Source organism: Microbulbifer sp. CNSA002 (assembly GCF_047324085.1).
Classification (GTDB): Bacteria; Pseudomonadota; Gammaproteobacteria; order Pseudomonadales; family Cellvibrionaceae; genus Microbulbifer.
Map to the genome: position 1 here is coordinate 4,842,814 of NZ_CP172449.1, position 12,818 is coordinate 4,855,631.

The following is a 12,818-nucleotide window of genomic DNA, read 5'->3' on the forward strand; positions in this document are numbered from 1 at the left end:
TGCTTACTTCTGTTTAATCACCTTGATCATTACTTACCGAGGCGCTGATGTGTTCCACCACTTTTGTCGATCCCCGCGATGATGGCTAGCGGAGTGGGCCTATTTATTAGTCAGTGGCCACGCTGACAGCTTCACAGCAACGAGTTAAACAGATCTCCCCAGATAAGAACGTGAACTTTCACTACACAACTGCATCATTTACTCTACCCGTTAGATCACATGGCTTCGGTGTCCTTGGCCACCTCGCCTCCAGGCTAAGCCTTATATGATGTTTCTGTCCGTCAGCTCGTAGTTTTGCTAGCAGCTTCCTCTCCACAAGACCTCACGGTATTGCAGTTGCCATTCACTAGTAGTTAGCATTTAATGGAATCCATTAAACGGTGATCCTCCTACAGGGGACTTTCACCCCATTAGTTCACGCCCATGCTGGGCGTACCAAGTCAATCAGCAACCACCCGCATAGCGGGTGGTATGGTGAAAGCCCCCAGAGGGGGCTTGTTACAATCCCGCCAATTGCATCTGCTCTTGCCGGCGTTCTTCAACCTCTTGATTCTTGATGTACTCTCGAATCATCTGCTCATCAAGCCCTACTGTACTCACGCAGTAGCCCCGAGCCCAAAAATGTCTTCCTGTGAAATTTCTCTGTACATGCTTGTACTTCCGAAATATCCGGATCGCAGATTTCCCTTTCAGAAACCCAACCGTATTGGAAACACTTATCCTGGGAGGAATCATTAACAACATATGAATGTGATCCCTCATTGCGTACCCCTCGACCAACTCAATGCCTTTTTGACGACACAAGTCTCGGAATATTGCTCCAATCTCACGTCTCAATGCCCCAACTAACGCTTTCTTTCGATACTTGGGCACAAATACCACATGGTACCTGCAATAATGTTTCACGTGAGCTTGGCACTGCCAATCTCGCATATGGCCTCCTTAAAGAACTTGCCGGTTCATGGAGGCCATATTTTTACTCTGCACGCCGGAACGGCAGAGCCTTGTCAAGTCTCACCGCCAGAGGCGGTGGTTTACCCATGTATTAATTAACTACGCACCTACGGCGCCGGACAATCAAACCTACGGTTTGTCTTCCTGTTATTGAGGCGTTTAGTTCACAGGAGAAATCATGAAGGTTATACAAATTATATTGTTACTACTTATTTCAAGTGTTTCAGTAGCATCAGATAAAGGAGAATACATGTTATCGGAAAAAGAGTTAGCCGTTCTTAAGGTCGGTAAAAGTGTCGCTGAAGAATTAGCAAAGAAGTTGCAAAATTCTGGAGACCCTAAAAAAATCGAAGCTCTAGACTTAATGAATCAGATGGCTTTAATTAAACAGTTTCTAGTTAGTCGTACGATGACCGTTCCTGTTGCTCATTGCATGAGCGTTGAGGGCGGTGAGAATCTGAAGAAACTTTATGATCAATGGATAGATACAGCTAAAGATGACATTCGAAATGGCTATGAAATAATCAAAGATGGCTTTCAGGGGATGTCATATGAAGAAATGGATAAAGGTACTATCGCTAAAATTGAAGAATTAGAAAGCAAATACTCTTCTTATTCAGAAGATGAATTAAAATCTGAATGCGTAAAAAATAAAAAATCAATTTCAGTTTTTCTAGCCGGTTATGAAAACACTTAACAAATTACTCAAATTCGTTCCGGGCGCAAAAAGCGCGCCATCCACCGAACAGCCTACACTACGTTTCGGCTGCCGTTTAGCAAAGCGTTAAGGTTACCCATGAATCGAGCAACAATAATAAGCTGTTTAACCTTTCTGATTATCGGTTGTGCAAGCACAAATGAATTTGACGACCAAAATAATCATCACATTAAAATTGATGAAGGATTATTCTATATCAGAGAAGTAGCTGCTGGCAGAGTCTTTGAAAACGCTGAAAAGGTCCAGCAAGATTGGGAGGCTAAGACTACCGAGCTTTGCAGTGGTAAGTTTGAGAAAATGATTTATCAAGATGGCGAGCATCATTATATGGTTACTGATGCTGAAACTTTCTTTTTACCATTAGTAACAATGGCTGGTGCCCCAAGAGTTGAAGGTGTTGTTCGCTGTGAAAGCTCGCCTCTTAATACACAACAAGCAACCGAGGTTCTGGTTCGTGAGTTATACCTGCTGCCAAAGGAACCTTAACAAGTCGGTCAATGAACGCCTACGGCTGGACCTCCGCACCGCGTGCTCCGGCCCATTACCGAGGCGCTAAGTTTTATGCTCAAGTATTTTTGTTCATATCGGCCCTCTGGTTAAGCTCTGAAATAGTAGAAGAGATATTTCCTCAATCAATTCAGGCCTAATTCAGATGTAAAATAGGACGAGAAGGAGGGTCTTACTTGTCTTATAAGCGTACAAGGCCTGAGAGAATCCACTATTTGTTATAGGTTTTGATGGTCTTCAGGCCTACAAACGGTACTATTGTATATAATCTATACAACTTTTAGAGATACATTAAGCTAGTGCTGGGGTGTAGCGGCATTGAGTAACCTTAAAAGATGTGTCTCAAACACAACCAAGGCGTTATGTATAAATAGATATGGAAGATCATGTATATAGCCCGACAACTTTTTGGCGGATATTTGGTGGCATTAACGACTTTACCGCTTGGTTTATGCCCTTCTTTCTATTTGCTGCATCATTAGTGTGGTTCTATAGAGAGCGCTCCATTTTATCTGGACTTTCACTTTTCGCAGGAATATTAGTTGCCGCCTCAAGGGTTGCGCACATATTAACACCTAGCGTACATTCAGTTGCCCTTGTGTCCTCCGAACCAACTATTGAGCAAAACCCAATCATCTGGTTTTTATACGTACAAGCCTTAAATATTGGCAGTTTTATTTTCGTTGTATGCGTTGGTTATCATTTTGCATTCAGCCAAACACATAAATCGGGTAGCCGGTAGTTTCCAGCTACCGCCCCCCACACTACCCAACATGCGGGTCCGCAATGGGCGGCCCGTAATGAATTTCCACCCAACAAGCACGCAACGAGATGTCTAACAGGCAGCGGCTGGTATCGCCAACTGCCTTGAATTGCTGCACAAAATCATCAACGGTAATCCCATCAATGCCTGCGGCACCTTTATTCGCTCGAACGTGCTTCCATGCAGCATTGATGTTTTCTTTGCTGAGGATGGCTTCAAGCAGATTTTCATTTGAGTTGAGTGTCATGGCAGTGCGCTACGTCAATTTTATATCCGGCTGGCAACATATCAGTAGGCTAGCCCTGTCTTTTAACTCGTGGATTTTGGGTTCAGGCCTTCACCGTATCCAAGGTATTAATCTTGGTATTAGGCTACTATGCCGTCGGCTGACTTCTGTTTAATCACCTTGATCATTACTGACCAAGGCGCCGCTGTGTTCCACCAATTTTGTTTACCCCCGCGATGGTGGCTAGCGGGCTGAGCCTACTTATGAGTCAGCGGCCACGCTGACAGCTTTACAGCAGCAGGTTGAACAGATCTCCCCAGATAAGAACGTGAACTTTCACTACACAACTGCATCATTTACTCTACCCGTTAGATCACATGGCTTCGGTGTCCTTGGCCACCTCGCCTCCAGGCTAAGCCTTATATGATGTTTCTGTCCGTCAGCTCGTAGTTTTGCTAGCGGCTTCCTCCCCACAAGACCTCACGGTATTGCAGTTGCCATTCGCTCGTAGTTAGCATTTAATGGAATCCATTAAACGGTGATCCTCCTACAAGGGACTTTCACCCCATTAGTTCACGCCCATGCTGGGCGTACCAAGCGTAGGCGCGGGAAAATTTTCCGCTGCGCTCTAAATTTTCCCGTGCTAAGGCGTTACGCATCGGTATTGAGAGGAGCGATCGCTAAATATATAACTACTTTAGTATTTTTATTATTTTTCACGGAGGCAGAATTAGTGAGTGCTGGTACAGACGATTCAAAGATTGAGCTAAATGACGAAGATGGGGCCATTGAGCTAATTTATCGGTCTTCGAAACCGCAGGTTAGCGGTGTAATTGCCTCCAAAGAAGATGGGGAGGATGAATGGTACGTATTTGTAAATGCCGCAGAATTTGTTCGTGATGAACCCCTTGAGAGTAAATTGCGGAAGGTTGTTCACGAATCGTTGCTAAATGTAAATGGCGTCAAATCCGTGGAGGAAGCTGACCGGGAGGAATGGTTGGTGATGGGGAACCCTGATGGTAAAGACTTAGTGCGTGCGTGTATAAATGGCTTGAAATCTATTGAGTCAGAAATAGAAGTTTATATCAATAGTTTTTCTGGCTGATAATGCATAACAAACTAATTGACGCCCGGGAGCAAGCTAGCTCGGACCTCCATTGCATCGCTCGCTTTTGTGCTGAAATAGCATAAAAAAGCTCCTACGTTCCGACCCGTTATTGGGGCGTTAGCTCCAAGACTTACCCACGTTTAGTAGACACCCTGTATCTATTAAATTATCGGTTGTAGTGTTACTTTGTGTAATACCATAATTAGTTACACTTATTCAGAATCTGGGGGTTAAGCTACGAGCTTCACAAGTATGTGTATCACTATCATACTGATTAGCAAAAGCCAACATTCCTATCACCGACATTGATACCTCATTGTATGGCAGTTGTATTTTTTAAATTTCTTCCACCAGTATCATTTATTGAGTTAACATTTTGCTTAATTGTCGTTTCTGCTAGGCATACTGAGGAGCTAACTATAATATTTCTATTTACTTCAATCGCGTTTGGGTACTTTCGAGTGGCGGAGCCTTTGCTTTCTGAGGAGATAGGTGTTAGAGAGGGGAGTAACTCTAACAAATGTCGAAACTTCTTACGCTGAACTCACAACAGATTACTCTCATGTACAGCATACGTTAGATGTCGAATAAATAAACACATAAAAATTGTATTCAAAGAATTTTTGGTAGTATTATGACGATATTTGTTAGGGTGGCATACTCATTATATAAGCTTTCTCCCCCTTCCAATATATCTATATTTACCAAGGGACCTGTAGGAAACTTTCAAATCGTTAGATGGGACTTCTTGTTTCCAAGAGCCAATTGATGTGAAGGTAAAAATTAAAGCTGTTTCATTTGGTGGCACTGTAAGTCAATCTAGTTATATCAAAATCAAAGATTCCGGCAAGCCTACACCTTGTTAACTAAGAACTGCATTCGACATATTGCTTTATGTACTTTTAGTGCGGTTGCTACGCTCCCACTTTCGTGAAAAAAACGCACGAAATAAACTGCACTTGGAAAAATCAACAGCTACAAATATGCCTCACGTATCTTTTACAATGGCCCGTAGATTGGTAATCCTTGTGCTAGGAGTTCAAATTTTCCATTGGTATAAAAGATTTAATGTTAGTGATCCAAATACAGCTGTGTTCAAAAATCTGTGTAAGCTAAATTTTATGTAAGGAAATAGAAAAATGGAAAATACAATATATAAATCACCTGAATCTGAGCTGGAGATTAAAAGTCCACCTAAGACTCTATCTTCCTCAGAAAGGCTAGCAGAGTCTCGGCGGCAAATGGAAGAGTCTAATGCTATCCAAACTTTAAATTTTGTATGGGGGTTAAGGCTCGCCGGAAATATTATTTTTATTCTATTCTTCATAGTAGGATTAATCTCATCCTATAATAGCACTTCGATAGTAACTACAGGCGTACTTATCTTTTCCATTTTATTTTTTTGTACTGAAACATTCTGCATCTTAGGTTATTTTCGTAGAAAATCTTGGTGCCAAATTCCACTTCATACATTTTCAGCATTTTCTTTGTTAAATATACCTTTTGGTACTGTTTTTTCTATATTACATTATATCAAAATGCCTAAAGTTAAATTTGACGATTAATTATTTTTGCCTTGTATACTACCCATACAAGGCAACTTATAATGACCTAATGCTTAAATATACTTGACTATGTATACCCTTTAACATTTCACAAAAAGATTTTATCATTCCATTTTTTGGTATTATTCTTCGGATAAAAAACCTCACAATGAATTTTTTCACAAGTTTATATGCTTTATTTGAAATATTGGCATTCCGGTTGAAGAGGCTATTGATTTTTACCATTACACTCCTACTTGCACTTGCTGCATATTATCTTACTTTTACAGCTTTCTATGATTCATGGTTCCCTTATTATTATGAGGAATATCTTTCATACTTTTTCTTAGCTGGACTAGCAATAGTTGTATTATTACCATTCGCCATTGCAGCCACTTCAGGCCAAAAGAATGGCCTGGGTTATCTTTCTAAGTACGCCAATTCAGCAACGAAGGTTCATTTAGCAGTAGTTATCTTATCTGTGTTAGTTTTTGTTTATATGATGTCCAATGGCGTTTTTTTAGATGAGGCCGGTATTTATCAAGTGGTACCATCAGGTGAATAGACGTAACTAGCAACGGTACCTGGCACCAAGACCGAAGCTCTGCTAAGGTTTTGATGCCGATGCTTTGGATGTTCCACAATTAGGGCCAAGTTCTTAACAGTTTCTATTCCCCTACACCCTTCCCTTCTGGACTCGCATGTAAATTTCTTCACGGTGAACTGGAAGTGATCTGGGAGCTTGTATTCCTATCTTTACCTGATTTCCCTTAACTTCCAATACTGTGATTGAAACATTGGCTCCGATCCTTAGGTTTTCACCAGTTCTGCGCTTTAAGATCAACATATTTCTATTCTCTGCTTTTCAAGCCATGGGTAGACTTTTTATTGATGGACGGCTGAGAAACTAATCTATTGAAGAATGCAGGGGGAGCGCGAGAACGATAGGCATAGAAGAAGAAAAGGCGGACGCAACGCTCCCAGAGCTTGGGGAGTCTCTCCAAGCCGCTGGATGTACTCGACTTTATTGAAGACGAGCGGGTTTCTAGCGTATGATCCATATAGCCACTTTGATAGGTATGTTATCAATTTGGTTAGCTGGCCCCAGGTGTTCCCGCACCTTGGGTCAGCGCCTTTTACTTACTCTTACGTCACGTTACCGTTCTCCTTTGAGAGGGTGGATCTTTTATAAAATCTTATTCTATTGAGTTTCTTTGGTTATAGGCCTTCAAAAAGCGTCCTATTTACGACCAAAATACCAATAAATGTCCATCGATTTTACGCAGATTTGACACTGAAACAAACTTAATAAATTTCAATAAGATCATTTTTGTGCCTATTTTTTGTAAGTTACCGCCTTGGAAAATATCGGCTTATGTAGAAAATGGCCAATCGTATTGGCAATCTTTAATGGCCTTTACGTTAGAACCTCAAGACACAAGACAATCAACAATAAATACGTAAACGTACTCCTCATTTCAAAAGAGAAAGGCTAAGTATCTTCTGAGTATTGGATATATTGCCGTGGGTTTTATGCGACTTACCCATTGGCATTCGCACTCTGATTTTCGGCCAGTAATTTAGGGGGGATATCCTGCATGATCGTACCTATTTACAAGTTCAATGCCCCTGAAAACTTATTAATTACTCTTCTTAAGCCGTCTGTTTTGGCTGGGTGCTACTTATCATACATTCTGATATTTAAAATACTGCAGGAAGCATCCTAACTAGTTGATTTATAAAGATTTTTCCTCAATCTAAAAGAGGGTTCAAGGCGAATATACTGTACACTTGATATGGCCACTGGAAAATTCTTCAATCGATACTGGTTAGTATATTAGTGGGTATCTTTCTCTGATTTGAGTCGTTTTCCATACTTTAGGCATGCTGATAAATGATATGATTTCGTCCACTTTCGATTATACGAATAGACCAGTCAAGGAGAATAAATGGTCAGTCAGAGAATTAATTATTTGCAGGTAGCAGGGATACTCACAGTGTTGGCTGCTTTAGTTCATATCGGGTGTATAGTATTTGGCGGTGATTGGTATCGGTTTCTCGGTGCCGGTGAGCAAATGGCTCAACTAGCTGAAAGTGGCCACCCCTACCCAACTATTGTAACTAGCGTAATTTCAGCCGTTCTACTGCTTTGGGCTAGCTACGCTTTTTCTGGGGCGGGTTTAATTATTAGGTTACCGCTGATTCGGCTTGGCCTGATACTAATCTCAACAATATTTTTGGCTCGTGCGCTGGGTTTTTATTTCATAATGCCGGCCTTCCCAGATAATTCGCTAACTTTCTGGCTAACCAGCTCAGGCATATGTTTAATTCTCGGCTTAACCTATTCGCTTGGTTTAATACAGAGATGGAACCTAATTGGCGGAAAGGCCTAACAATGGGTGTGTTACTAGAAAATTTTATTCGTGAAGAACTCTCCGAGCGCTTGATTGGGCGCATTGAAGCGACTGTTGAAGAAGCTAAGCTTAACCCATCGATAGCTTTTAGAGAGTTTAATGGAAATGTTTATGACCTTGTATTTAATTTTGAAAAATCAGAAGTAAGTGTAAATAGTGTCTTAGATGCTAGTTCAACCGGCACTGAGAACTTGTCAATAGATGTATTTTTATTAGCAATAGGGTCCAATCTTAATTGTTACGTAAATTTGTAAAACTTAAATTTCTAGCTCTTATAGCATGTACCGCTTTAATTATAAGTTGTGGTGAAAACACGTGCACAGCACAATCTGATAAAGTGGTCGCAGCAAAGCGTTTGACTAGTGAACAGTTAACATCTCTCTATCATTCATCACTAGAGCTTATGGATAGCTCTGAAAATATAATACTTACAGGCGATCAGATTCCGGCTATATTTTCAAATACAATTAGTCCAACTCTTATTCGGGTGAAGTCGAAATCTATCTGGCTGTACCTAGAGGCATGTAGCTTTGACAATAAAGTGGTTATCTTTATTAATGCTCCATCTGTGCTCAGTAGGAGTAATATCACAATAAGGTGGGGAGAAGGCCCAACCACACAATCTATTGAGCTTTGGCATCAAGTGTAACAGGTAAGAGTATTATCTTTCCCTATATCATTAAAGATTATGATTAAGAAATTGATATTAGCATTTGTGAGCAGCATAGCTATTGGCTGTTCCACAGTAGTTACAGAATATATTGAGCGGTCTAATAGCTTTGATTTTAAAGAGATTGTTTCTTTCGATAATATTGAAACTTATGGATTTAAAAATAAAAGGCATTGCTCTATAGAGTATAAAGTATGCACAAATAACCTTCTAGGGGAGCCACTTGAAAACAAGAAACTTCGCTATAAGGTTTCCCTGGAATCATTTAGCGGTGTGGAAAGTACTGTCAGCTTAGATATTTCAAAAAGCTCACTGCCTGAGGCGCAGTTGTTCTTATACATGGTTTTAGGGCATCTAAAGAGTTTATGCTGAACTCGACTCTGTACTTCAGGATGTTAGGTTTTAGAGTTATAGTCCCTGACTTATTAGGGCATGGTGAATCTGATGAGGATAAAGAATATGGTGTTGGTGACAGTAAAATAGTTAACGAAATTATCAACAAATATGAAAATAATACCCTGTATATTATTGACAACTCTATGGGTGGTACAACTGCAATGCACATTTTACTTTAAGAAATGACATTGATGAAATATTTCTACAAGCTCCAATGCTTCGATTTGATAAGGCAGTTTTAAATTATACTAAAGCTAACTTTCCGAGTATGATAATGCTTTTCTCAGAGGAAAGCATCAAGCAAGGAGCGTTAGATAGTTTAGTTAGATCCGATATCACCCTTGAACAGACGGACATTCAGCCAATTATTGGATCTTCTAATGTACCTATAATTATTTTTTCATCATATTCAGATCCTATTGCTCCACACAACATCTATAGCGATCTAGCATCGAATGGTGTTTCAATTGTAAAAGTTGACGAACGAAACCACCCAAGTATGTCAATAATTGGTGACAATGAAAGTCGGGAGTTGGTTCACTGGCTCGGCAAGCTATCAAGGTTACGATTTCGACATAACCGGCTTAGCATTTAATCATCTATTAAACGGAGCGACGAACCATGAATGGTGTTATATTCATTGGCTTACAAGCCAGCGGGAAATCCTCTTTTTATCTTAAAAATTTCTATAAAAGCCATCTCCGCCTGAATTTGGATATGCTTAGAACACGACATAGAGAGAAGATTCTATTCAATGCCTGCTTGAAATCTAAGCAGCCAGTTGTGATTGACAACACAAATCCAACGAAAGCAGAGCGGGAAAAGTATATTAATGGCTTTAAAGAGCACCGCTTTGAAGTCATTGGGTATTATTTTTCATCAAATTTGGCTGATTGTATTCAAAGAAATGCCTCCAGAGAGGGTAAAAAGCGAATACCAGACGTTGGGCTAAAAGGGACATACAACAAGCTGGAACTACCGGAATATTCAGAAGGTTTTGACAAGTTATATTATGTAACAATGAAAAACGGGGGTTTCACAATAGAAGAGTGGAAAGATGAAGTTCAATGAGTTAGATAAGAAAATGCGCGTATATGAAACTGCGCATGATCACATTGTTTTACCCGGTATATATATCGTTGCTCGGATTGATGGTCGTTGTTTTACAACACTAACTAAAGATAAGCACAGTTTTGAAGCACCTTATGACCCCAAATTTCGAGATATGATGGTCGAAACCGTTAAACACTTGATGCAATGTGGATTTAAGGTTCTTTATGGATATACACAAAGCGATGAAATATCACTACTTCTTGATTTGAATGAGAATACTTTCGAGAGGAAGGAGCGAAAACTAAATTCAATTCTTGCAGGAGAGGCGAGTGCAAAATTTAGTTTGCTTCTAGGCGACATTGGGGCTTTTGATTGCCGTATTTGCCAGCTGCCCCATAGGCAGCTTGTCATCGATTATTTCCGTTGGAGGAATGAGGATGCTCACAGGAACGCTCTGAATGCCCACTGCTACTGGAGTCTACGCAAGGAAGGCTTATCTCCCGAAGAGTCTGCCGCTACATTTACAAAAATGTCAGTAGTTCATAAAAATGAATTCCTTTTCCAAAAGGGAATCAACTTCAATGACCTTCCGAACTGGCAAAAAAGAGGTGTGGGAATTTATTGGGAGCCTTACGAAAAAGACGCATATAATCCCATTACCGGTGAGGCAGTTAAAGCAAGTCGCAACCGACTGAAAGTTGACCTCAATCTTCCGATGAAGAACCAATACAGTGATTTTATTGATGATATCGTTCCTGAAATCACATGAGGAAATTCGCAACGCGGTATCATTTGATCAATAAGCAGAAATTGATTTAGACGCTTATAAAACAAAAAAGGCTGTGGGGATTACCCACAGCCTTTTTTTAATATGCTTTTTAGCACACTCGCTCTATTAGTCTTCAGACTCTGAGCGATACGTGTCTGCATCCAGCATATTGTCCAGCTCGCTCACGTCGGAGGGCTTGATGCGGAAGAACCAGCCATCGTCGTAAGGAGAGGAATTTACAGTTTCCGGAGCATCTTCCAGAGCTTCATTGACAGCAACTACTTCACCGGAAACCGGGGAGTAGATATCGCTGGCAGCTTTAACGGATTCAACTACACCTGCCTCGTCACCAGCAGCCAGGTTGGTGCCCACTTCTGGAGTCTCAACGTAAACCACATCACCCAGGGCATCTTGTGCGTGATCGCTGATGCCGATGGTTACAGTGCCGTTCTCTTCCAGGCGTGCCCACTCGTGGCTGGAGAGGTATTTCAATTCATTGCGGATTTCGCTCATGCTGTTATCCCTTGATTAAGCATCTAAGTTTATTGTCTTAGTGACGCGTACACCTCTGGGCGACGCTTAAATAACTGACTTGCCGTTGCGTACGAAGCAGGGCTTAACCACCTTGACTGGCTGCAGTTTCTTGCGGATTTCCACCTGTGCGGTATCACCAACACTCACCGGAACTCGCGCCAAGGCGATAGAGTAACCCAGTGTGGGGGAGAAAGTGCCGCTGGTAATGATACCCCGGTCATCACTATCGTCTACCACTACTGGTTGACCAGCGCGCAATACACCGCGCTCTTCCAGCACCAGGCCTACAAGCTTGTGCTTAACGCCATCGGCTTTTTCCTGCTCCAGAACACCACGGCCGATAAAGTTGCGGCTCTCCGGTGCCCAGGCAACCGTCCAGGCCATGTTGGCAACCAGTGGAGAGGTCTCATCGTCCATCTCATGCCCGTACAGGTTCATACCCGCTTCCAGGCGCAGGGTGTCGCGTGCACCCAGTCCACAAGGGGAAACGCCCGCTTCGGCCAGGGCGCGCCAGAAACCACTGGCGTCTTCACCCGGTAACATAATTTCCAGGCCATCTTCACCGGTGTAACCGGTGCGCGCTACGAACCAGCCACCCCGGGCAACGCTTTGGAAAACTTTTAGTGCATCAATCGCGGAAGTCCAATCAATGCCCAAAACCTCTTTGGTTTTCTCGATGGCATTGGGGCCCTGGATAGCGACCATCGCTACATCCGGGCACTCTGTCAGGGTCACATCGAAGGACTCTGCCTGCTTGCGCATCCACGCCAGATCTTTCTCACGAGTTGCACAGTTAACAACCACTCGGTAGCCGGGATCGCGCAGGTAGACGATCAGGTCGTCAATCACGCCGCCTTTGTCATTGAGCATGCCGGTGTAAAGGGCTTTACCCGGGTTGCCATCCAGCTTGGCCACATCATTGGCCAGCAGGTAGCGCAGGTAGTCGCGAGCTTGGGCGCCATCTACGTCGACCACGGTCATATGGGAGACATCGAACATCCCCGCATCGGTGCGCACCTTGTTGTGCTCATCCAGCTGCGAACCATAGTGCAGCGGCATGTCCCATCCACCGAAATCCACCATTTTGCCGCCCATAGCGACATGCGTGTCATACAGAGGAGTTCTATTTCCCATTTTTAAAATCTCAGTCCGTCAGGTTCCG

At 42.2% G+C, this 12,818-nt stretch carries 16 protein-coding genes; 11 read left to right on the forward strand and 5 right to left on the reverse strand.

The window, feature by feature from the left end; all coding sequences use genetic code 11:
- Positions 1-498 precede the first annotated feature (498 nt).
- Positions 499-933: an IS200/IS605 family transposase gene (tnpA, locus tag ACG1BZ_RS21340; RefSeq protein ID WP_413663507.1), complete on the reverse strand. Its 435-nt coding sequence runs from the start codon at positions 931-933 to the stop codon at positions 499-501.
- A gap of 199 nt (positions 934-1,132) precedes the next feature.
- Between tnpA and ACG1BZ_RS21345 the strand changes: the two genes are divergently transcribed.
- The 3 genes from ACG1BZ_RS21345 to ACG1BZ_RS21355 all read left to right on the forward strand — a co-directional run bounded on the left by ACG1BZ_RS21345 (position 1,133) and on the right by ACG1BZ_RS21355 (position 2,921).
- Positions 1,133-1,651 (forward strand): hypothetical protein, encoded by a 519-nt coding sequence (locus tag ACG1BZ_RS21345; RefSeq protein ID WP_413663584.1) that lies wholly within the window; start codon positions 1,133-1,135, stop codon positions 1,649-1,651.
- A gap of 99 nt (positions 1,652-1,750) precedes the next feature.
- The gene (locus ACG1BZ_RS21350; protein WP_413663585.1) at positions 1,751-2,158 is read left to right on the forward strand and encodes a hypothetical protein; all 408 of its coding nucleotides are present in this window, start codon (positions 1,751-1,753) and stop codon (positions 2,156-2,158) included.
- Positions 2,159-2,555: 397 nt separating this feature from the next.
- Positions 2,556-2,921 carry a hypothetical protein gene (locus tag ACG1BZ_RS21355; protein WP_413663586.1) on the forward strand — a complete coding sequence of 122 codons (366 nt, stop codon included), beginning with the start codon at positions 2,556-2,558 and terminating at the stop codon, positions 2,919-2,921.
- A gap of 22 nt (positions 2,922-2,943) precedes the next feature.
- Here the strand turns inward: ACG1BZ_RS21355 and ACG1BZ_RS21360 are convergent, their stop codons facing one another.
- Positions 2,944-3,189 (reverse strand): hypothetical protein, encoded by a 246-nt coding sequence (locus ACG1BZ_RS21360; RefSeq protein ID WP_413663587.1) that lies wholly within the window; start codon positions 3,187-3,189, stop codon positions 2,944-2,946.
- A gap of 712 nt (positions 3,190-3,901) precedes the next feature.
- Between ACG1BZ_RS21360 and ACG1BZ_RS21365 the strand changes: the two genes are divergently transcribed.
- The 3 genes from ACG1BZ_RS21365 to ACG1BZ_RS21375 all read left to right on the forward strand — a co-directional run bounded on the left by ACG1BZ_RS21365 (position 3,902) and on the right by ACG1BZ_RS21375 (position 6,385).
- Positions 3,902-4,273, forward strand: a complete 372-nt coding sequence (locus ACG1BZ_RS21365) for a hypothetical protein (protein WP_413663588.1) — start codon at positions 3,902-3,904, stop codon at positions 4,271-4,273.
- A 1,142-nt stretch (positions 4,274-5,415) separates the two neighbouring features.
- Positions 5,416-5,841: a hypothetical protein gene (locus tag ACG1BZ_RS21370; protein ID WP_413663589.1), complete on the forward strand. Its 426-nt coding sequence runs from the start codon at positions 5,416-5,418 to the stop codon at positions 5,839-5,841.
- Between the two features lie 211 nt (positions 5,842-6,052).
- Complete coding sequence (locus tag ACG1BZ_RS21375; protein ID WP_413663590.1) at positions 6,053-6,385, forward strand: hypothetical protein; 333 nt, start codon at positions 6,053-6,055, stop codon at positions 6,383-6,385.
- 111 nt (positions 6,386-6,496) lie between these two features.
- Here the strand turns inward: ACG1BZ_RS21375 and csrA are convergent, their stop codons facing one another.
- A complete protein-coding gene (gene csrA / locus ACG1BZ_RS21380; RefSeq protein WP_413663591.1) occupies positions 6,497-6,667 on the reverse strand; it encodes a carbon storage regulator CsrA in 171 nt (56 codons plus the stop codon).
- 1,548 nt (positions 6,668-8,215) lie between these two features.
- Here csrA and ACG1BZ_RS21385 point away from each other — a divergent pair.
- The 5 genes from ACG1BZ_RS21385 to ACG1BZ_RS21405 all read left to right on the forward strand — a co-directional run bounded on the left by ACG1BZ_RS21385 (position 8,216) and on the right by ACG1BZ_RS21405 (position 11,122).
- Positions 8,216-8,488, forward strand: coding sequence for a hypothetical protein (locus ACG1BZ_RS21385; protein WP_413663592.1), 273 nt, complete (start codon positions 8,216-8,218; stop codon positions 8,486-8,488).
- A 434-nt stretch (positions 8,489-8,922) separates the two neighbouring features.
- Entirely contained in the window at positions 8,923-9,276 is a 354-nt protein-coding gene (locus ACG1BZ_RS21390; RefSeq protein WP_413663593.1) for a hypothetical protein, read from the forward strand.
- Positions 9,270-9,479 carry an alpha/beta fold hydrolase gene (locus tag ACG1BZ_RS21395; protein WP_413663594.1) on the forward strand — a complete coding sequence of 70 codons (210 nt, stop codon included), beginning with the start codon at positions 9,270-9,272 and terminating at the stop codon, positions 9,477-9,479. Before ACG1BZ_RS21390 ends, ACG1BZ_RS21395 begins: the two co-directional genes overlap by 7 nt.
- Before the next feature lie 442 nt (positions 9,480-9,921).
- Positions 9,922-10,371, forward strand: a complete 450-nt coding sequence (locus ACG1BZ_RS21400) for an AAA family ATPase (RefSeq protein WP_413663595.1) — start codon at positions 9,922-9,924, stop codon at positions 10,369-10,371.
- On the forward strand, positions 10,358-11,122 hold the full coding sequence (locus ACG1BZ_RS21405; protein ID WP_413663596.1) for a tRNA(His) guanylyltransferase Thg1 family protein: 765 nt from the start codon (positions 10,358-10,360) through the stop codon (positions 11,120-11,122). Before ACG1BZ_RS21400 ends, ACG1BZ_RS21405 begins: the two co-directional genes overlap by 14 nt.
- 126 nt (positions 11,123-11,248) lie before the next feature.
- On the opposite strand, the gene gcvH is transcribed toward ACG1BZ_RS21405, so the two are convergent.
- A complete protein-coding gene (gcvH, locus tag ACG1BZ_RS21410) occupies positions 11,249-11,635 on the reverse strand; it encodes a glycine cleavage system protein GcvH (protein WP_413663597.1) in 387 nt (128 codons plus the stop codon).
- Positions 11,636-11,701: 66 nt separating this feature from the next.
- Complete coding sequence (gcvT, locus tag ACG1BZ_RS21415) at positions 11,702-12,790, reverse strand: glycine cleavage system aminomethyltransferase GcvT (RefSeq protein ID WP_413663598.1); 1,089 nt, start codon at positions 12,788-12,790, stop codon at positions 11,702-11,704.
- Positions 12,791-12,818: the final 28 nt, after the last annotated feature.